The organism is Gordonia hankookensis (assembly GCF_014673215.1).
GTDB classification, from domain to species: Bacteria; Actinomycetota; Actinomycetes; order Mycobacteriales; family Mycobacteriaceae; genus Gordonia; species Gordonia hankookensis.
In genome coordinates this window covers 141,614-160,685 of record NZ_JACWMS010000004.1, presented here as the reverse complement: position 1 = coordinate 160,685, position 19,072 = coordinate 141,614, and the positions used below count along the sequence as shown (strand labels likewise).

The following is a 19,072-nucleotide window of genomic DNA, read 5'->3' as shown; positions in this document are numbered from 1 at the left end:
AAAAGGGGGAAGTCACGATGGAGCTTCTCGATCAGACCGTTGATGATTCGGTCTTCACCCAACACGAGTCCGAAGTACGCAGCTACTGCCGCAGCTGGCCGACCGTGTTCACCCGCGCGAGCGGTTCATGGATGACCGACACCACCGGTCGTGAATACCTGGACTTCTTTGCCGGAGCCGGCTCACTGAACTACGGGCACAACAACCCGATCATGAAAGCGGCTCTGCTGGACTACATCTCCGACGACGGCATCACCCACGGCCTCGACATGGCCACCGTCGCCAAGGGAAAGTTCATCGAGGCCTTCACACAGAAGATCCTCGCGCCGCGCGGGCTGGACTACAAGATCCAGTTCCCCGGACCCACCGGCACCAATGCGGTGGAGGCAGCTCTCAAGCTGGCCCGCAAGGTGACCGGCCGTGAGTCGATCATCAGCTTCACCAACGCTTTTCACGGTATGACGCTGGGCTCGCTCTCGGTGACCGGTAACTCGATGAAGCGCGCCGGTGCCGGCATCCCGCTGGTCCATGCGACCCCGATGCCGTTCGACAACTACTTCGGCGGTGTCACCGAGGACTTCGGTTGGTTCGAGCGCGTCCTGGACGATTCGGGCAGCGGCCTCAACCGCCCCGCCGCGGTGATCGTCGAGACCGTGCAGGGCGAGGGCGGCGTCAATGTCGCCCGCATGGAGTGGCTGCGCGCACTGTCCGAGCTGTGCGAGCGTCGCGACATCCTGCTGATCGTCGACGACGTCCAGATGGGCTGCGGCCGCACCGGCGAGTTCTTCTCGTTCGAGGAGGCCGGGATCAAGCCCGACATCGTCACCCTGTCGAAGTCGATCAGCGGTTACGGCCTGCCGTTGGCCCTGACGCTGTTCAAGCCGGAGCTCGATGTCTGGACTCCGGGTGAGCACAACGGCACGTTCCGCGGCAACAACCCCGCGTTCGTGACCGGCACGAAGACCATCGAGCACTTCTGGAGCGATGATTCGCTCACCAAGGAGGTGCACGCCAAGGGTGAGCAGATCAACACCGCCTTCACCGAGCTGGCCGAGCGCTACGAGGGCATCAGCACTCGTGGCCGTGGCATGGTCCGCGGACTCGTCTTCGAGGAGTCGGCGACCGCCAGCAAGGTGTGCGCGTCGGCATTTGGTGCCGGCCTGCTCGCCGAGACCTCCGGGCCGTCCGATGAGGTCGTGAAACTTCTTCCCGCGCTGACGATCTCGACCGAGGACCTGGGTCGCGGACTGCAGATCATCAGCGATTCCGTCAAGGAGGTGATCGGATGATCGTCCGAACCACAGCAGAAATCACCGGTACCGACCGCGACGTCGCCGACCCGAAGGGCAATTGGGTCTCCAAGCGGATCGTCCTCGGTGGCGACCACGTCGGGTTCTCCTTCCACGAGACCACCATCAACGCCGGGTCGGTCAACGAGTTCCACTACGCCAACCACGTGGAGGCGGTCTGGCTCGTCGAAGGCGAGGGCACGCTCCTCGACCGCGAAACCGGCGAGACCTATCCGCTCGCGCCCGGCACCATGTACCTGCTGAACGGCCACGAACGGCACACGGTCACCGCGGATACCCAGATGCGCATGCTGTGCGTCTTCAACCCGCCCGTCGTCGGCACCGAGGTGCACGACGAGGACGGCGTGTACCCGCTCGTCGCCGTGCCGGCCCCGGCCGGCAAGCACAGCACCGTATAGCCGCGGTCGGCCATCGCGCCACAGGCTCAGGACCCGCCACGACGTCTCGTCGTGGCGGGTCCTGCGTCTGTGCGGTTACCCTGGGCAGAGTGCGCACTCGACTCCAGATCGGCTGGGATCCGGCCGAGCCGACAGCCGTCGACACCGATGTCGAGGCGCGGATCGACGAGTTGCGCGCATTGCTCGACGGGCGACGAATCGTGGCGCTGACAGGTGCCGGCATCTCCACCGATTCCGGCATCCCCGACTATCGCAGCCCGGGCGCTCCACCGCGCACGCCGATGACCCTGGAGATGTTCCTGTCGTCGCCGGAGTTCCGTCGCCATTACTGGGCCCGCAACCATCTCGGTTGGCGGCACATGGATGCCGCACGGCCCAATGCCGCGCATCGGGCACTCACCGAGTGGCAACGCACCGGTCTCCTCACCGGAGTGATCACCCAGAACGTCGACATGCTGCACACCAAGGCAGGCACCCGAAGGGTCCTCGAACTCCACGGCTGCTACGGACGCGTCCGATGTCTCGACTGCGACTGGCTGATCTCTCGGCACCGACTGGCCCGCGAACTCGACGCGCTCAACACCGGATTCACTTCTCGGGTCCGTGGCCGAGGCGCCATCGAGGTGGCCCCCGACGCCGACGCCGCCATCGACGACACCAGCGATTTCCAGATGGTCGACTGCCCCCGATGCGGCGGCATCGTCAAACCCGACATCGTCTACTTCGGCGAGAGCGTTCCCAAACCGTTGGTGCGCCAGGCATTCTCGATGGTCGACGAGGCGGATGCCCTGCTGGTGATCGGATCGTCGCTGACCGTGATGAGCGGCCTGCGGTTTGCCCGACATGCGCACCGCGCCGGAAAGAAGCTCGCCATAGTCAACCGGGGCGCAACCCGAGCCGACGACATCGCCGACCTCAAGATCGACCACCTCGCGTCGGTGGTGCTACCGAGGTTGTCGGAGTCACAGGTGCGCGCGACGGCATGAGCGCCGACCCGGGCACGGGTCACGAAAGTGCCCGAGGCGCAACAGCTGCGCCAGGTCAGGTCGCGACCAGATCGTCCGCGTGGATCACCGGGCGACGGAGCTCCGACGGCAGGTCTCTGGTCGAGCGCCCCACCGCCAGGGCGATGTCGTCGGAGTCGTAGGCGACCACTCCACGCGCCCGCACGGCACCGGTGAGGTCGACGAGTTCCACAACGTCGCCGCCATAGAACCGCCCGTTCACGCCGACGATGCCTGCCGCCAGCAGCGAGCGGCGTCGCCGCGCGACCGCCGCGACCGCGCCGTCATCGAGCACGAGTTGTCCGCGCGCGTCCGCCGCATGCCGAACCCAGAACCGCCGCGCGGAGAGGCGCTCGTCCCGTGCCGCGAAGACCGTCCCGACCGAGGCATCCGCCAACGCCTGCGGAGCCTGATCGGCCGCGGCGAGCAGCACCGGCACACCGGCGTCGGCCGACAGTCTGGCAGCGGCGAGCTTGGAGGCCATTCCGCCGGTACCGAGCGCTCCTCCGGAGCCTGCGATCACCCCGTCGAGGTCCTCCGGCCCGTGGACCTCAGGGATCAACCGCGCCCGACGCCCGTCGGCGCCGACCCGGCGCGGGTCACCGTCGTAGAGTCCGTCGACGTCGGACAACAGGAACAGCGCGTCGGCACCCGCGAGGTGGGCGACGAGTGCGGCAAGCCGATCATTGTCGCCGAAACGGATCTCGGTGGTCGCAACGGTGTCGTTCTCGTTCACCACCGCGACGGCACCCAGCGATCGCAGACGGTCAAGTGTCCGTTGGGCATTCGCATGATGGGCACGGTTGGAGATGTCATCGGCGGTGAGCAGGACCTGTCCGACGGTCCGTCCGTAACGATGGAACGAGGTCCCCCACGCGTGCGCGAGCGCCAACTGACCGACACTCGCCGCTGCCTGTTTGGTCGCGAGATCGGTCGGTCGCCGCTTCAACCCCAGCGGTGCGATCCCGGCACCGATCGCACCCGACGACACCACGATCACGTCCGAACCCGCACGCATCCGCGCTTCCAACGCGTCGGCGAGCCGGTCGAGCCGATTCCGGTCGAGCCCCTCGTGCAGGTCGGTCAGCGCCGACGATCCGATCTTGACCACCACACTGCGTGCGCGGGCGATCCGTTCACGGACGTCGCTCACCGGACGTCCTGTTCGCCGTCCTCGTCGGGCTGCGGCACGCCGCGGCGCAACCGCCGGGCCTGCTTACGCTCGGCCGCCCCGACGCGGTCGTTGCGGTCGAGCCGGATGTCGGTGCCGCGCCCGGTGACCGGGACGTCGTCACCCATGGGCGTCATCGGCTCCCAGTCGAACGACACGTCGCCGATCGTCACGGGTGCACCGGGCTGGGCGCCCAGGCGGACGAGTTCGTCCTCCACCCCGAGCCGGTTGAGACGGTCGGCCAAATAACCGACGGCCTCGTCGTTGTCGAATTGGGTCTGTGCGATCCACCGCTCCGGGCGGGTGCCGCGCACGATGAATCCGCCGTCCACATCGGGATCGGCGGAGACACTGAAGCCTGCCTCGTCGACTGCCTTGGGACGGATCACCTGGCGGCGCGGCTGGGGCTTCGGATGGCTCTCGCGATAGTCCGCGACCAACTTCGCCAGGGCGAAGGTCAGTTCCCGCAGCCCCTCATGGCTCACGGCGGAGATGCGGAAGACCGGCCAACCACGTTCTGCGAGTTCGGGTTCGACGAGATCAGCAAGGTCGGCCGCGTCGGGGACATCGATCTTGTTGAGGATGACCACGCGCGGTCGCTCGGCCAGGTCGCCCAGGCTGTGGTCGGTGTCGAGAGCGGGCTGATATGCGGCCAGTTCCGCCTCGAGGGCGTCGATGTCGGAGACCGGATCACGACCGGGCTCCAAGGTGGCGCAGTCGACGACGTGAGCGAGCACTGCACAGCGTTCCAGGTGCCGGAGGAACTCCAGCCCCAGCCCACGGCCGGTCGAGGCACCGGGGATCAGGCCCGGAACGTCGGCGATGGTGAACACGTCTCCGGCGGTCTGCACCACTCCGAGATTCGGCGCGAGCGTGGTGAACGGGTAGTCGGCGATCTTCGGCTTGGCCGCCGACAACACCGACACGAGCGACGACTTGCCTGCCGACGGGAACCCGACGAGACCGACGTCGGCGACGGACTTCAGCTCCAGGACGAGGTCCCGGTGCTGACCTTCCTCCCCGAGCAGTGCGAAGCCCGGCGCCTTGCGTGCCTTGGAGGCGAGGGAGGCGTTGCCCAGTCCCCCGCGTCCACCTTGTGCGGCCTCGAATGTGGTGCCCTCGCCGACCAGGTCGACGAGGATCGTGCCGTCCTCGTCGAGCACGACGGTCCCGTCGGGAACTGCCAGCACCAGGTCGTCACCGGTGGCACCGTCGCGGTTGTCCCCGGCGCCCGGCTTACCGTTGGACGCCTTGGCGTGCGGCCGGAAGTGGAAGTCCAGCAGCGTGTGCACCTGCGGGTCGACGACGAGACGAACCGACCCACCGTTGCCCCCGTTGCCACCGTCGGGACCGCCGAGCGGCTTGAACTTCTCGCGGTGCACCGACGAGCAGCCATGGCCGCCGTTGCCCGCCGCGACGTGAATCGTCACACGGTCGACGAACCGAGACATCGGTGACTTCCTTCCTGAGAAAAACAAGCAGGGCGGGCCGGGTACGTCATGACCCTTGCCCGCCCTGTGTAGAGCCGAACGTGCTCCCGGCGTCCGTCAGACCGCGACGGTCTCCGGGACGATGTTCACCGTCTTGCGGCCACGCTTGGTGCCGAACTCCACCGAGCCGGTCTCCAGTGCGAACAGGGTGTCGTCGCCACCGCGACCGACATTGACGCCCGGGTGGAACTTGGTGCCGCGCTGGCGGACCAGGATCTCGCCCGCGCTGACCTTCTGTCCACCGAAACGCTTGACGCCGAGTCGCTGGGCGTTGGAATCACGACCGTTGCGCGAGCTGGACGCGCCCTTCTTGTGTGCCATCTCTGCAGTCCTCCTGAGGTACGTGCGGGAATCGAGTTACTTGATACCGGTGACCTTGAGGACCGTCAGCTTCTGACGGTGACCCTGGCGCTTGTGGTAGCCGGTCTTGTTCTTGAACTTGTGGATGCGGATCTTCGGGCCCTTGACGTGCTCGACGACCTCACCGGTCACCGAGATCTTCGCCAGCTTGTCCGCATCGGTGGTGAGGTTCGAGCCATCGACGACCAGCGCCACCGGCAGGCTCACGCTGCTGCCCGGCTCGCTGTCGATCTTCTCGACCTTCACAATGTCGCCCTCAGCGACCTTGTACTGCTTACCGCCGGTCTTGACGATCGCGTACGTTGCCATCGAAGCTGTCCTCTTTAACTCGTCTGTCGGACCCACGGCGCTGTTGCGCACCGGGGTGTGTGGGTGGTGCGTGCCTGGTACGGGCCGCACGCCAACCCCGCATCTGCGCCGGGGAGTCACTACGGATCACACCAGATGCCTGCCGTCGGATCTCGCGCGTCTGTCGGTTCCAGGGTCGTCCTGGATGTTCCGGGCACAGCGCAAGCCCTCCGCGGAAGGCGACCAATCAAGATTACGGGACCGTCGTCGCTCGGGTCAAACTCACGTGCAGCCTCCCGACCTGCTCACAGCGGTCGTCATCCTCATTCCTCCGCCGGCGGCGGGCCGGCAGGCCTGCCTGCCGTCCGGCGACGAGGGCGACGCCTGACCGCAACGGCGGCCTCGGACGATGCGGTCCCGCCGACCGGCCCGAACGTGGTCTTCGGTCCCGACGACGATCCGTCCGTGTCGGCGGTGAGGACCACCGGCTCCGAGGCCGTCGGCGGGGAGGCCGCCTGGCGGACCACCCGACGTCGGCGTTTCGGCGCGGTGGGCGCCGGCTCGGACTGCGAGGCCGCGTCCTCGTGCTTGCTCGCTGCGGTCCCGGTCTGCTCGGCAGGCGCGGCCACGGACTCGCTCGCGGCCGTGCCGGGCTCGGAACTCACGTCGTCCCGGGAATCTGCTTCCCGGGAATCTGCGTCGCCAGAGTCGGCGTCACGAGAGTCGCTGTCCACCGACGTCTCCACCGAGACCTTCGGGGTCTTCTCGACCACGTCGGCGTGGTCGCCCTGAGCAGCATCTGCCTGGGCGGCCGCGGTGTCCGCCGTCACGTCCGATTCGCCGTGAACATCGTGCTCGCCGTCGTGATCGTGAGTGTGGGCCGCCATCGCGCGGAACATCGGGTGCTCGGCCGGATTGTGTGCAGGCTTCTGCGTCTCGGGTGTCGGCTCGGCCTTGCGACGATTGCGCCGCGATCGCTTCGATCCACCGCCGCCGTCGGACCTCGCGGTGTCGTCGGATCGGACCTCGACCGGATTCGCGTGCACGATGATGCCGCGTCCGCTGCAATGGGTGCACGTCGTGGAGAAGGCCTCGAGCAGTCCCGTACCGAGACGCTTGCGCGTCATCTGCACCAGCCCGAGCGAGGTCACCTCGGACACCTGATGCCTGGTCCGGTCGCGTGCGAGCGCCTCGGTCAGGCGGCGCAGGACGAGGTCACGATTGGATTCGAGGACCATGTCGATGAAGTCGACGATGATCATGCCGCCGATGTCGCGCAGACGCATCTGCCGGACGATCTCCTCGGCGGCCTCGAGGTTGTTGCGGGTGACGGTCTCCTCGAGGTTTCCGCCGGACCCGGTGAACTTTCCGGTGTTCACGTCGACCACGGTCATGGCCTCGGTGTGTTCGATGATCAGCGTGCCACCCGAGGGCAGCCAGACCTTGCGATCGAGAGCCTTCGCGAGCTGCTCGTCGATCCGGTGCACGACGAACGAGTCCGGCGCGTCTGCATGCGCACGCTCGAATCGCTCGACCCGATCCATCAGATCCGGTGCCACCGCGCTGATGTAGCGCTGGACCAGATCCCAGGCCTTCTGCCCCTCGACGACGAGCTTCTTGAAGTCCTCGTTGAACAGGTCGCGCACGACCCGCACCAGCAGATCGGGCTCTTCGTACAGAGCCTGGGGCGAGGTCGAACCGGATCCGCCCTTGGCCTTGGCGACCGCGGCGTCGATCTCTTTCCACTGACCTTCGAGGCGCTCGATGTCGGCGCCGAGATCCTCGGCACTGACACCCTCGGAGGCGGTGCGAATGATCACGCCTGCGTCGTCGGGGACGAGTTTGCCGAGGATGCTCTTGAGCCGTTTGCGCTCGACATCGGGCAGCTTGCGGCTGATACCCGTCGACGATCCGCCCGGTACGTAGACGAGGTAGCGGCCGGCCAGCGAGATCTGTGTCGTCAGACGCGCACCCTTGTGCCCGACCGGGTCCTTGCTGACCTGGACGAGGACGTTGTCGCCCGGCTTGAGCGCCTGCTCGATCTTTCGCGAACCGCCGTCGAGTCCGGCGGCGTCCCAATTGACCTCGCCGGCGTAGAGCACGCCGTTGCGTCCCCGACCGATGTCGACGAATGCGGCCTCCATCCCGGGCAACACGTTCTGCACGCGGCCGAGGTAGATGTTGCCGACCATCGACGACGAGGTCTCGGTGGTCACGAAGTGCTCGACGAGCACCCCGTCCTCCAGCACGGCGACCTGTGTGTAGTCCTCGACCGGCACGGCCTGGTCGTGCCCGTGGTCGCCTCCGTTCGCCCCCACGGTGATCGAGCTGTTCGCGCTGCGCTCGCGCACCACCATCACCCGGTCGACGGCCTCCCGTCGCGCCAGGAACTCGGACTCGCTCAGAATCGGCGGTCGTCGACGACCCGCGTCGCGACCGTCACGCCGACGCTGACGCTTGGCCTCGAGTCGAGTGGAACCGGAGATGCCCTGCACCTCGTCACGGGCCCGCTTGCTGCGCGGCTCACGCTCGTGCACCACGGTGTTCGGCGGATCGTCCAGCGAGGCGTCCTCGGCGTCCGCACCGCCCTTGCGGCGGCGGCGACGTCGACGTCGCTTGGACGAATTCTGGTCGGAATCCTCCGAGCCCGAACCACCGTCGGCGTCGTCGGTGGCCTCGCCCTCGTCGTTCCCGCTCTCCTCGTCGTCGGAGTCGCGGTCCTTGTCCTTCGCCTTGGACTTCTTGCTCTTCTTGCCGGACGGACGTGCACTCCGGTCGTCGCCTGCGGCATCGGCCGACTCGTCGTCGGAGTCCTCGTCGGTGGAGTCGGATGTCTCATCGGTGCCCGTGTCGGCCTGGTCTCCCCGACCACGGCCTCGTCCGCGGCGACCACGGCGGCGCCGACGCGACCCGCGGTCGCCGTCCGAGTCGTCGTCGCGCCCGCTGTCGTCATCGCGGGTCGTGTCGGCGTCGCGCGTCTTGTCGGCGTCGGCAGCCTTGCCGGCGCCGGCCTCGTCATCGGTCGACCTGTCGGACTTCGCCCTGTCGGATTTCGCGCCCTGGGATTTCTTGTCCTCGGGTTGCTCCTCGGCCTTCGTCTGGCGGGGTGCGCGCTTCACCGGCTCGACCGCCTGAGGCGAGAGGAACAGCGGCTGCGACACGGCCACCTCAGCGGCCGAGATCGGCTGGTGTTGGGTCTGCTCGACCGACGAGAACAACGACGGCATGCCGCTCGTGTCGGGGGTTGCCGTAGCCGAGGAAGCCTGCGATCCGTCATCCGCAGCCGCGGTCTCGGCGGCAGGGGTCTCGGGGGCCGGGCTCTCGGCGGCCGGTGCCTCGGTGACGGCCGGAGCTGTCTCTGCGGGTGTGGTCTCACCGGCGTCCGGTCCGGCCTGCCCCGGGTCGGCCGGCTCGACCTCGGGTTGCACCGTCTCGTCGGTCCCGGCCGTGTCGGCGGCATCCTCGACCGCCTCGACGGCGGCCTCGTCGACCTCGACATGCGCGCGGACCCGGTCAGCCACCCGCTGTGCGACCTCGCGGTCGATACTCGATTGGGGGCTACGTGTCTCCACCCCCAGCTCGGTCAGGTGCGCGAGCACCTGTCTGCTGGTCAGGCCCAAGGTCCTGGCCAGAGCATGCACGCGAAGCCTGCTGGGAAATTCTTCCGCCGATCCTGACGATGCGTTCGCGTCAGCCGGCGACCCGTTGTCGGTCACTCAGTCTCCTCGAGCCCCCGGGCGCGTCGGGCTGACGCGGCCACGCGAGGGCTTCACTCTGTGTCCCGGTCTCTGGTGGACCGGTGTTGTGTGGTCTTCGCGCCTTCTCCGCGACCTGCAACAACTGGTCGCGAGGCGGCGCCTTGCGTTGTTGATGACCTCAACCGGTCAGGTCTTCCACGCCATCGGGCCGCGGGCGTTCGAGCCAGCCGTCCGGCTGCCACGGCAGCCCGAGCCTGATGGGGAAGACGGGTGATCGGGGTGACCGATACCGGAGGCGTCATCCGGCTGCCGGCGACAAAGTGTGTCACCGACAACTCTGCAAGTATCCCACACCACGAGTCGATCCCCGCACACTATGCGGGTTTGCTCGCTGCCGGGGTGTCCGCGGTACGAGCAATGCGGGTGAGGCCTCGGTCAGATGCCCAGGTCAGGGAACCACAGCGCGATCTCGCGCTCGGCTGACTCCGGCGAGTCCGAGCCGTGCACCAGATTGGTCTGCGTGCTCAGGGCAAAGTCGCCACGGATCGTTCCCGGGACAGCCTTCTCGACCGGGTCGGTACCACCGGCGATCTGACGGAACGCGGCCACCGCCCGCGGCCCTTCGAGCACCGCGGCGACCAACGGGCCGGAGGTGATGAACTCCAGCAACGACGGGTAGAAGGGCTTGCCCTCGTGTTCGGCGTAGTGCCCGCGCGCGACGTCGTCGCTCACGGTCTTGAGTTCCAGCGCCACGAGCGTCAATCCCTTGCGCTCGATCCGGCTGATGATGTCGCCGACCAGCGACCGCTCGACGCCGTCGGGCTTGATGAGTACCAGAGTCCGTTCAGTCACGACGTCACCTTATCGTTGCGGTCTGCAGGCTCGCTTCGCTCCCACGCGCCACGAGTCACTGGCAGTAGTTCCCGGCAACCGGGAAGAATCCGTAGTTGAACAGGTTGCCCGACTTCGCGCGCGGATCCACGACGATCTGCAGGCAACCACCCGGGGACTTGAGAGCCCCGGCGAGCGCCATGTCGAATTGAGCCGCGAGTGCGAGGTTCGCCGGACGGTACTGAGCCGGCACCGGCAGGGACGCGACCGCATCAGGAACCTTCATCGAGGCCGCGCGCACGGTGACGTCGTGAGTGGCGACGTAGCTGTACTCCCCCTCCGACACCGGCATCGGCGCGTCCGCCACCGGCAGATCCGCAGGGTCGACGGGCGGCGCAGCGTTGGCGGCACCGGCGGCCAGCGACGATCCGATCACGGCCAGCGCCATCGCGGCGGTGGCCAAGGGGCGGTGCAGGCGGGTGTTGACAGACAAGCGTTTCCTCACATCACTGGAAGTCGGAACACGGGGAACGCACCAAAAAGCGCCCCCCCGGCAGCGACATTGTCACAGGCCCGCCGCACCAAAAGCGAGGGCTCCGAGGTCACAGTCGGGCAACACGTGTTGCACTCGCCGAACCTGGCGTGGTGGTTGCCGAAACGGAGAGGTCAGCCGTCGAGCGGTTGCTGACCGGGCAGCATCCCGCGGGCGATCCGGACCTCCACGTCGTGCTTGATGTACGCGATGTAGATCCATACGCAGAGGAAGATCACTCCGATCACGGCGATCGACCAGTGGAAGATGCCCCCGACGATCACCAGGACCTGGAGCGCCAGGTCGAGTCGAAGCGCATAGGGTCGGCCCTGAAATCCGGCCGCCAGGATGTGGGCGAGGACGACGACGCCCAGGTAGACACCCGACAGCCATGTCAGGCCGGAGCCGATGTTCGCCACGATCGGGAATGCCAGGCCGAGCACGATGACCTCGAGTATCAGGGTGCCGGCCATCACGCCACGTAGCCCCTTCCACGGGTCGTTGGGCGGCGGGGTGAACCGAACCGGTTCAGTCATGTGGGCTCCTTGCCGAACAGGGTGCGCGCAGCACCGGCGGTGACCACCGACCCGGTGATCACCACGCCGGCACCGGATACGGGCTCGCCCTCGGATTCCTCGGCCAGGCCGATCGCCGTCTCCACCGCATCCGGCAGGAAGGGCTTCACCACGATTCGGTCATCCCCGAAGATCGGTCGCGCGATCTCTGCGAGTGACTCCGTGTCCACCGCCCGCGGAGATCCGTTGTTGGTCAGCACGATCTGGTCGAACACCGGCTCGACAGCTTCCAAGAAGCCCTCGGCGTCCTTGTCGCCGAGCATGCCGATGACGCCCACGAGGCGTCGGAAATCGAATTCCTCCGCCAACGCCTGCGCCAGCGCGGTGGCGCCGTGCGGATTGTGCGCGGCGTCGACGAAGACCGTGGGTGCGCTCCGCACCCGCTCGAGACGCCCCGGGCTCGTCACCGACGCGAAACCCGCACGGATCGCGTCGATGTCGAGTTGGCGATCGGCACCGGCGCCGAAGAACGCCTCGACCGCGGCCAACGCCAGCGCGGCATTGGCTGCCTGGTGGGCGCCGTGCAGCGGGAGGAAGACCTCGTCGTAGACACCGCCGAGTCCCTGCAGGCGCAACATCTGACCCCCGACGGCGGTCATCGAGTCGAGCACCGCGAACTCGGAGTTCTGCCTCGCGACGATCGTCTCCGACTCGACTGCTTGCCGCAGCAACACGTCGGACACCTCGGGTTCCTGTGTCGAGATGATCGTGACCGGATCGGTGGGCAGGAGTTCGTCGGCGGCGCCCTTCTTGATGATCCCGGCTTTCTCGGATGCGATCGCACCGAGGGAGTCGCCCAGATAGTCGGCGTGGTCCATGGCGATCGGGGTGATCACCGCGACGGCGGCGTCGATGACGTTCGTGGCATCCCAGCGTCCGCCCATCCCGGTCTCCACGACGGCGACGTCCACCGGCGCCTCCGCGAACACCGCATACGACATCGCGATGAGGACCTCGAACTTGCTCATCCGTGGTCCGCCGGCCGCGGTCGAGGAGTCGTCGACCATGGTGATGTAGGGCTCGAGTTCGCGGTAGGTGTCGATGTAGTGCCGCGCGCTGATCGGCCTGCCGTCCACCGAGATCCGCTCGGTGACCCGTTGCAGGTGCGGGCTGGTGATGCGGCCGGTCCGTCGGTGCAGCGCGATCAGCAACGCATCGACCATGCGGGTGACCGACGTCTTGCCGTTGGTACCCGCGATGTGGATCGCGGGATAGCTGTTCTGCGGCGAACCGAGGAGATCCATCAGCGCCGAGATGCGGGTCAGCGACGGCTCGATCCTGGTCTCCGGCCAGCGCGTGTCGAGTTCGGCCTCCAGCTCCGCGAGCTCGGCCAGAGTCGCCGCGTCGTCGCGCGGGCCTGCGTCGACCGGCGATCGGCCACGATCGCCGTCATCGTCCGCGGACTCTTCGTACCCGGATCCGTCGTACCCCGATCCGTCGTCGTCGACGTCGTCGGCGTAGAGGTCATCGGGTGCCCCACCGCGGCCGGCGAGCAGGGACCCCAGGTCGGTCGGCAGCGGAGCGGCGCCGAGCGGATCGACATCGATCTCATCGCGGTCGAGCGGATCCTCGCCGAGGTGGTCACGGTCGATGTCGTCGACGTCCTCGTCGTCGGCGCTGCCGTGTCCCCGCTCGCGCGGACTCACGAGCCGCTCAGCGCATCGAGGGCGGCTCCGAGTCGTTCGACTTCCTCGGTGGCGACCTGCTGCCGGTCGCGGATCTTCGCGACGACGTGGTCGGGGGCCTTGGACAGGAACTGCTCGTTGCCGAGTTTCGCTGTGGTGCCTGCCAATTCCTTCTCGGCAGCGGCGAGATCCTTGGTCAGGCGTTTGCGCTCGGCCGCCACATCGACCGTCCCCGACGTGTCGATCCGCACGGTCACCGTGGTCGCCGACAACCGGACGTCGATGGTTGCGGTGGCCGAGAAGTCCTGACCCGCAGGTTCGAGACGGGCGAGGGAATCGAGATAGGCCCGCGACGGCGCCAGTCCGGCGACGTCGAGGCCGTTGATCTCGGCCGCGACCCGCTGCCCCGGCTTCAGTCCCTGGTCACTGCGGAAACGGCGGACCTCGGTGATGAGGCGCTGGAGATCGTCGATGTGCCGTGCCGCCGCGGCGTCGCCTGCAGCATCGCCACCCTGGGGCCACTCGGCCACCACGACCGACGTCTGGCCGGTCAGCGCCGTCCACAATGCCTCCGTGACAAAGGGCATCACCGGATGCAACAGACGCAGCAGGCTGTCGAGCACCGTGCCGAGCACCAACGAGGTCGACCGCGAACGTTCTGCATCGTTCTCGGCATACTGGACCTTCGCCAACTCCAGATACCAGTCACACACCTCGTCCCAAGCGAAGTGGTAGAGCGCCTCGCAGGCCTTGGCGAACTCGTAGGATTCAAACCCGGCGTCGGCCTCGGCGTGAACGGTCGCGAGGCGATCCAGAATCCAGCGATCCGCCTCGGTCAGGGTGGCTCTCTCCGGCAGATCTCCGAGGGTCGCCCCGTTCATCATCGCGAACTTGGTCGCGTTGAACAGCTTGGTGGCGAAGTTGCGCGACGACTGGGCATGGTCCTCGCCCACCGAGATGTCACTGCCCGGGTTGGCGCCCCGCGCGAGCGTGAAACGCAGGGCGTCGGCGCCGAATCGCTCCACCCAGTCCAACGGATCGATGCCGTTGCCCTTCGACTTCGACATCTTGCGACCGTGCTCATCGCGAACCAGGCCGTGCAGGAACAGATTGCGGAACGGGACCTTGTCGTCTTCGCCGAGCTGCGGTCCGACGTAGGTGCCGAACATCATCATCCGGGCCACCCAGAAGAACAGGATGTCGTAACCCGTGACGAGAACCGAAGTGGGATAGAACTTCTCGAGGTCCGGTGTCTTCTCGGGCCAGCCCATCGTGGAAAAAGGCCACAGTCCGGACGAGAACCACGTGTCCAGGACGTCGGTGTCCTGCACGTATCCCTCCGGCGCCTGTTCGTCGGGACCGACGCACACCACCTCACCGTCCGGGCCGTACCAGATCGGGATGCGATGGCCCCACCACAGCTGTCGTGAGATGCACCAGTCGTACATGCTGTCGACCCAGCCGAACCAGCGTGGTTCCATCGATGTCGGATGGATCACGGTGTCGCCGTTGCGGACCGCGTCACCGGCCGCCTTGGCCAGGGACTCGACCTTGACCCACCATTGCATGGACAGTCGCGGTTCGATCGGCTCCCCGGTGCGCTCGGAGTGACCCACGCTGTGCAGATAGGGCCGTACCTCTTTCACGATCCGTCCCTGCTCGGCAAGGGCTTCGCGCACCTTGACCCGGGCTTCGAACCGGTCCATGCCGTCGAACGGTGTCCCGGTGTCGGCTATCCGGGCCTCGTCGTCCATGATCGTCAGCATGGGCAGGTCGTGTCGCTGCCCGATCGCGAAGTCGTTGGGGTCGTGGGCGGGCGTGATCTTCACTGCACCACTACCGAATTCGGGGTCGACGTAGGCGTCGGCTATCACCGGGATCATCCGGCCGGAGAACGGATGTTCGAGTTCGGTGCCGATCAGATGCGCGTAGCGCTCGTCGTCGGGGTGCACGGCGATCGCCGTGTCGCCCAGCATCGTCTCCAAGCGAGTGGTGGCGACGACGATATGGGGCTGCCCGTCGTCGAGACTGCCGTACCGGAAGCTGACGAGTTCGCCCTCGACGTCGGCATAGCTGACCTCGATGTCACTGATCGCGGTCTTGAGCACCGGCGACCAGTTGACCAATCGCTCGGCGCGGTAGATCAGCCCGTCGTCGAACATCTGCTTGAACACCGTCTGCACCGCGCGGGACAGTCCGTCGTCCATGGTGAACCGTTCCCGGCTCCAGTCGACACTGTCGCCCAGCCGTCGCATCTGGGTACCGATGTTGTCGCCGATCTCGGCCTTCTCGGACCACACACGTTCGATGAAGGCCTCACGACCGAGGTCGTCGCGCGTCAACCCCTCACCGGCGAGCTTGCGCTCGACCATCGTCTGCATCGCGATCGCCGCGTGGTCCATGCCGGGCAGCCACAACACCTCATACCCCTGCATCCGTCGCCGGCGTGCCAGTGCGTCCATCAGCACGTGCTCGTAGGCGTGCCCCATGTGCAGCGAACCGTTGACGTTCGGCGGGGGGATGACGATGGAGAAGGCCGGCCGGTCACTGGTCGCATCGGCCGTGAAGTAGCCGGCATCCACCCAGCCCTGATAGAGCCTGTCCTCGTGCTCGGCGGGGTCCCAGGACTTCGGCAATTCACGGGTGGGATCGGATGTGGTCACCCCACAATCTTAGGGAACGGGTCACCACTGGACTGCAGGCCCGTAGGTGTTCGGTCGGCAGGCCTGCATGTGTCTCACACATGGAGCCGATGCAGGTCCTCGGGCGCGTTGACGTTGGTGAGCCACTCGGGGTTGCTCACCGCCACTCGATGAGTGGTCAGCAGGTCGAGTGCGGCCAGCATCCGGCGCTCGCCGCCGTCGGTCAGACGGCCGAGTGTCCCGGCCACGTCGGTGCGGTAGACACCTGCCATCGGATGGTCGCGCTGGGCGTCGGTCGCGATCACCACCTGGTTCGACGGTGTCACGCCGCGCATCAGTTCGTCGACGAGGTCGACCGAGATCAACGGCATGTCGGTGGCGCACACGAAGGCCCACTCCGCGCCGGCCTCCGCGGCCCTCGCCAGTCCGACCGCGAGCCCGCCGAGCGGGCCGGTGCCCGGCGCCTCGTCGGTGACCCACTGGGCCTCCGGACCGCCGGTGCCGAACATCGACCGGTATGCGGCGGATTCCTCGTTCGCCACCACCAGGACCGGTTGGCAACGCTCCCCGACCACCCGCACGACCCGGGCCAGCATCGGCTCGCCCTCCCACTCCAGTGCCGCCTTGTCCCGGCCCATCCGCCGTGAGCGTCCGCCCGCCAGCACGATCCCCGCCACCCGCTGCTCTGCATCCTGTTGCGCCATGGGACCAGTCTCTGTGAAGCGCCCGGTCTCTGGGGGCAAGATGGTGATATGAGTCCCGCAGAGCCCCGCGACGAAACCCCCATCGCCGAACCCGACGCCGTCCACATCGGGCACGTGAAGGATTACGCGGCGGGCGTGCCGGCGGTTGCGGTCGCCCTGGCGCGCGGGCTCGAGCAGATGGGGCCGCTGCGCACGGCGCGAACACTCACCAAGTTGAATCAGCGCGACGGCTTCGACTGCCCCGGCTGCGCCTGGCCGGAGACCCCCGGACACCGCAAGCACGCCGAATTCTGCGAGAACGGGGCCAAGGCGGTCGCCGAGGAGGCCACCAAGCGGCGGGTCACCCCGGAGTTCTTCGCCACCCACTCGGTCGCGGATCTACGCGAGAGGTCGGGGTACTGGCTGTCCCAGCAGGGACGACTGACCCATCCCGTCCACCTGGCCGCCGGTGACACCCACTACCGCCCGGTCAGCTGGGACGAGGCGAACCGCATCATCGCCGACGAGTTCGCCGCGATGTCGTCGCCGGACGAGGCGGTCTTCTACACCTCGGGACGGACCAGCAACGAGGCTGCCTTCGTCTATCAACTCTTCGCTCGCAGCGTCGGCACCAACAACCTCCCCGACTGTTCCAACATGTGTCACGAATCGTCCGGCGCGGCACTCGGCGCCTCGATCGGGATCGGCAAGGGATCGGTCACGGTGCCCGACATCGAGGCCGCCGACCTGATCCTGATCGCCGGGCAGAACCCGGGCACCAACCATCCGCGCATGTTGTCGACTCTGGAGAAGGCCAAGCACAACGGCGCCCGGATCATCGCGATCAACCCGCTGCCCGAGGCCGGTCTGATGCGGTTCAAGGATCCGCAGAAGGTCAGCGGCGTGGTCGGGCACGGGGTGAAGCTCGCCGACGACTACCTGCAGATTCGCCTCGGCGGGGACATGGCGCTGTTCCGCGGTGTCGCGCGCCTGCTCCTCGATGCCGAGCGTGCCGCCCCCGGAACAGTTCTCGACCAGGAGTTCCTGGACCGCCACTGCGCCGGTGTGGACGACTATCTCCGCCTGCTCGAGGACGTCGACTTCGCCGACATCCTCGAGGCGACCGGGCTGAGCCGTGCGGCGATCGTCGACCTCGCCGAGGCCGTCGCGTCGTCCGAACGCATAGTCCTCTGCTGGGCGATGGGTCTGACCCAGCATCACCATGCCGTGGCCACCATCGGCGAGGGCACCAACGTGCTGCTGATGCGCGGCATGATCGGCAAACCCGGCGCCGGACTGTGTCCGGTCCGCGGCCATTCCAACGTGCAGGGCGACCGGACGATGGGGATCTTCGAGAAGATGCCCGAGTCGTTCCTCGCCGCCCAGGACGCCGAGTTCGGCATCGTGAGTCCACGCGCCCACGGGTACGACACCGTCGCGGCCATCGGCGCGATGGCCCGTGGCGACGTCCGGTTGTTCGTCGCGATGGGCGGGAACTTCGTCTCAGCCGCACCTGACACCGAATACACCCGAGCGGCGCTCGAGCAGTGCTCGCTGACCGTTCAGATCAGCACCAAGCTCAACGAGTCCCACCTCGCCACCGGCTCGGCCGCTCTCATCCTGCCCACCCTCGGACGTACCGACAAAGACGTCGTGAACGGTGTCCCCCAACAGGTCTCGGTGGAGGATTCGATGTCGGTGGTCCATCTCTCCCGGGGTTCGCTGCCGCCGACGTCACCCGAACTGCACAGCGAGGTGGCCATCGTCTGCGACCTCGCGACCGCAGTTCTGGGATCGGACCACGCCGTGCCATGGCAGACGTTCCGCGGCGACTATGACGTGATACGCGAGCACATCTCACGGGTCATCCCCGGCTTCGAGAACTTCAACACCCGCGTCCGGCTGTCCGACGGTTTCGTCCTTCCGCACCCACCACGCGACCGTCGAGAGTTCGACACCGCCACCTCCCGCGCCAACTTCGCCGTGAATCCCCTCGAGTGGGTTCGCGTCCCCGAGGGACGACTGATCCTGCAGACATTGCGCAGTCATGACCAGTACAACACCACGATCTACGGCCACGACGATCGCTACCGCGGCATCAAGGGCAATCGCCGGGTCATCATGGTCAACCCCGACGACATCGACAGCTGGGGCCTGAAGGCCGGTGACCGGGTGGACATCGTGTCGGAGTTCGCCGCGCCCGACGGCGTACAGGAACGGCGGGTCAGTGGATTCGAGGTGATCGCCTACGCGACGCCGCGCGGCAACGCCGCCGCCTACTACCCGGAGACCAATCCACTGGTACCGCTCGGCGCGGTGGCCAAGGAGTCGAACACCCCGGTGTCGAAGGCCGTCGTCGTGCGTCTCGAGCCGAGTCGCACCGCCTGATCGAGCCCGGACCGACTCCCGGGCGTCGCGACGTGCGCCCGACAGCAGCGAGCCCCGAAGGGCTGGTGGTCCTTCGG

General features: G+C 67.4%; 15 protein-coding genes. 4 read left to right on the top strand and 11 right to left on the bottom strand.

Annotated features, from left to right (window positions below):
- Positions 1-17 precede the first annotated feature (17 nt).
- The 3 genes from ectB (at position 18) to IDF66_RS18870 (ending at position 2,694) form a co-directional block, all read left to right on the top strand.
- Positions 18-1,289, top strand: a complete 1,272-nt coding sequence (ectB, locus tag IDF66_RS18880; RefSeq protein WP_190268169.1) for a diaminobutyrate--2-oxoglutarate transaminase — start codon at positions 18-20, stop codon at positions 1,287-1,289.
- Positions 1,286-1,708: an ectoine synthase gene (locus IDF66_RS18875; RefSeq protein WP_164306649.1), complete on the top strand. Its 423-nt coding sequence runs from the start codon at positions 1,286-1,288 to the stop codon at positions 1,706-1,708. The genes ectB and IDF66_RS18875 overlap by 4 nt, the downstream gene beginning before the upstream one ends.
- An 89-nt stretch (positions 1,709-1,797) precedes the next feature.
- Positions 1,798-2,694, top strand: coding sequence for a Sir2 family NAD-dependent protein deacetylase (locus tag IDF66_RS18870; protein ID WP_190268168.1), 897 nt, complete (start codon positions 1,798-1,800; stop codon positions 2,692-2,694).
- Between the two features lie 55 nt (positions 2,695-2,749).
- Here IDF66_RS18870 and proB read toward each other — a convergent pair whose 3' ends face one another.
- The 11 genes from proB to mobA form a co-directional block, all read right to left on the bottom strand.
- Complete coding sequence (proB, locus tag IDF66_RS18865) at positions 2,750-3,865, bottom strand: glutamate 5-kinase (RefSeq protein WP_190268167.1); 1,116 nt, start codon at positions 3,863-3,865, stop codon at positions 2,750-2,752.
- Positions 3,862-5,334, bottom strand: coding sequence for a GTPase ObgE (obgE, locus tag IDF66_RS18860; RefSeq protein ID WP_190268166.1), 1,473 nt, complete (start codon positions 5,332-5,334; stop codon positions 3,862-3,864). The genes proB and obgE overlap by 4 nt, the downstream gene beginning before the upstream one ends.
- Before the next feature lie 96 nt (positions 5,335-5,430).
- Complete coding sequence (gene rpmA, locus IDF66_RS18855) at positions 5,431-5,694, bottom strand: 50S ribosomal protein L27 (protein ID WP_164306645.1); 264 nt, start codon at positions 5,692-5,694, stop codon at positions 5,431-5,433.
- A 36-nt stretch (positions 5,695-5,730) separates the two neighbouring features.
- A complete protein-coding gene (gene rplU / locus IDF66_RS18850; RefSeq protein ID WP_161059414.1) occupies positions 5,731-6,042 on the bottom strand; it encodes a 50S ribosomal protein L21 in 312 nt (103 codons plus the stop codon).
- 302 nt (positions 6,043-6,344) lie between these two features.
- Entirely contained in the window at positions 6,345-9,737 is a 3,393-nt protein-coding gene (locus IDF66_RS18845; RefSeq protein ID WP_190268165.1) for a translation initiation factor IF-2 N-terminal domain-containing protein, read from the bottom strand.
- 417 nt (positions 9,738-10,154) lie between these two features.
- Positions 10,155-10,571, bottom strand: a complete 417-nt coding sequence (gene ndk, locus IDF66_RS18840) for a nucleoside-diphosphate kinase (RefSeq protein ID WP_190268164.1) — start codon at positions 10,569-10,571, stop codon at positions 10,155-10,157.
- A 55-nt stretch (positions 10,572-10,626) separates the two neighbouring features.
- Positions 10,627-11,043 (bottom strand): hypothetical protein, encoded by a 417-nt coding sequence (locus IDF66_RS18835; protein ID WP_190268163.1) that lies wholly within the window; start codon positions 11,041-11,043, stop codon positions 10,627-10,629.
- A gap of 173 nt (positions 11,044-11,216) precedes the next feature.
- Complete coding sequence (locus IDF66_RS18830) at positions 11,217-11,618, bottom strand: DUF4233 domain-containing protein (RefSeq protein ID WP_190268162.1); 402 nt, start codon at positions 11,616-11,618, stop codon at positions 11,217-11,219.
- On the bottom strand, positions 11,615-13,303 hold the full coding sequence (gene folC / locus IDF66_RS18825; RefSeq protein WP_417398484.1) for a bifunctional tetrahydrofolate synthase/dihydrofolate synthase: 1,689 nt from the start codon (positions 13,301-13,303) through the stop codon (positions 11,615-11,617). The genes IDF66_RS18830 and folC overlap by 4 nt, the downstream gene beginning before the upstream one ends.
- Positions 13,300-15,945 carry a valine--tRNA ligase gene (locus IDF66_RS18820; RefSeq protein WP_190268161.1) on the bottom strand — a complete coding sequence of 882 codons (2,646 nt, stop codon included), beginning with the start codon at positions 15,943-15,945 and terminating at the stop codon, positions 13,300-13,302. Before IDF66_RS18820 ends, folC begins: the two co-directional genes overlap by 4 nt.
- Before the next feature lie 74 nt (positions 15,946-16,019).
- Positions 16,020-16,628: a molybdenum cofactor guanylyltransferase gene (gene mobA, locus IDF66_RS18815; protein WP_190268160.1), complete on the bottom strand. Its 609-nt coding sequence runs from the start codon at positions 16,626-16,628 to the stop codon at positions 16,020-16,022.
- Between the two features lie 48 nt (positions 16,629-16,676).
- Between mobA and IDF66_RS18810 the strand changes: the two genes are divergently transcribed.
- Positions 16,677-18,995, top strand: a complete 2,319-nt coding sequence (locus tag IDF66_RS18810) for an FdhF/YdeP family oxidoreductase (protein WP_190268159.1) — start codon at positions 16,677-16,679, stop codon at positions 18,993-18,995.
- The last annotated feature ends 77 nt before the right edge of the window (positions 18,996-19,072 follow it).

What these genes read in the sequence shown, in the direction of transcription:
- IDF66_RS18810 (WP_190268159.1), top strand. Translation starts at nt 16,677, where the DNA reads ATGAGTCCCGCAGAGCCCCGCGACGAAACCCCCATCGCCGAACCCGAC.
- ectB (WP_190268169.1), top strand. Translation starts at nt 18, where the DNA reads ATGGAGCTTCTCGATCAGACCGTTGATGATTCGGTCTTCACCCAACAC.
- IDF66_RS18875 (WP_164306649.1), top strand. Translation starts at nt 1,286, where the DNA reads ATGATCGTCCGAACCACAGCAGAAATCACCGGTACCGACCGCGACGTC.
- mobA (WP_190268160.1), bottom strand. Translation starts at nt 16,628, where the DNA reads ATGGCGCAACAGGATGCAGAGCAGCGGGTGGCGGGGATCGTGCTGGCG.
- rpmA (WP_164306645.1), bottom strand. Translation starts at nt 5,694, where the DNA reads ATGGCACACAAGAAGGGCGCGTCCAGCTCGCGCAACGGTCGTGATTCC.
- obgE (WP_190268166.1), bottom strand. Translation starts at nt 5,334, where the DNA reads ATGTCTCGGTTCGTCGACCGTGTGACGATTCACGTCGCGGCGGGCAAC.
- IDF66_RS18830 (WP_190268162.1), bottom strand. Translation starts at nt 11,618, where the DNA reads ATGACTGAACCGGTTCGGTTCACCCCGCCGCCCAACGACCCGTGGAAG.
- rplU (WP_161059414.1), bottom strand. Translation starts at nt 6,042, where the DNA reads ATGGCAACGTACGCGATCGTCAAGACCGGCGGTAAGCAGTACAAGGTC.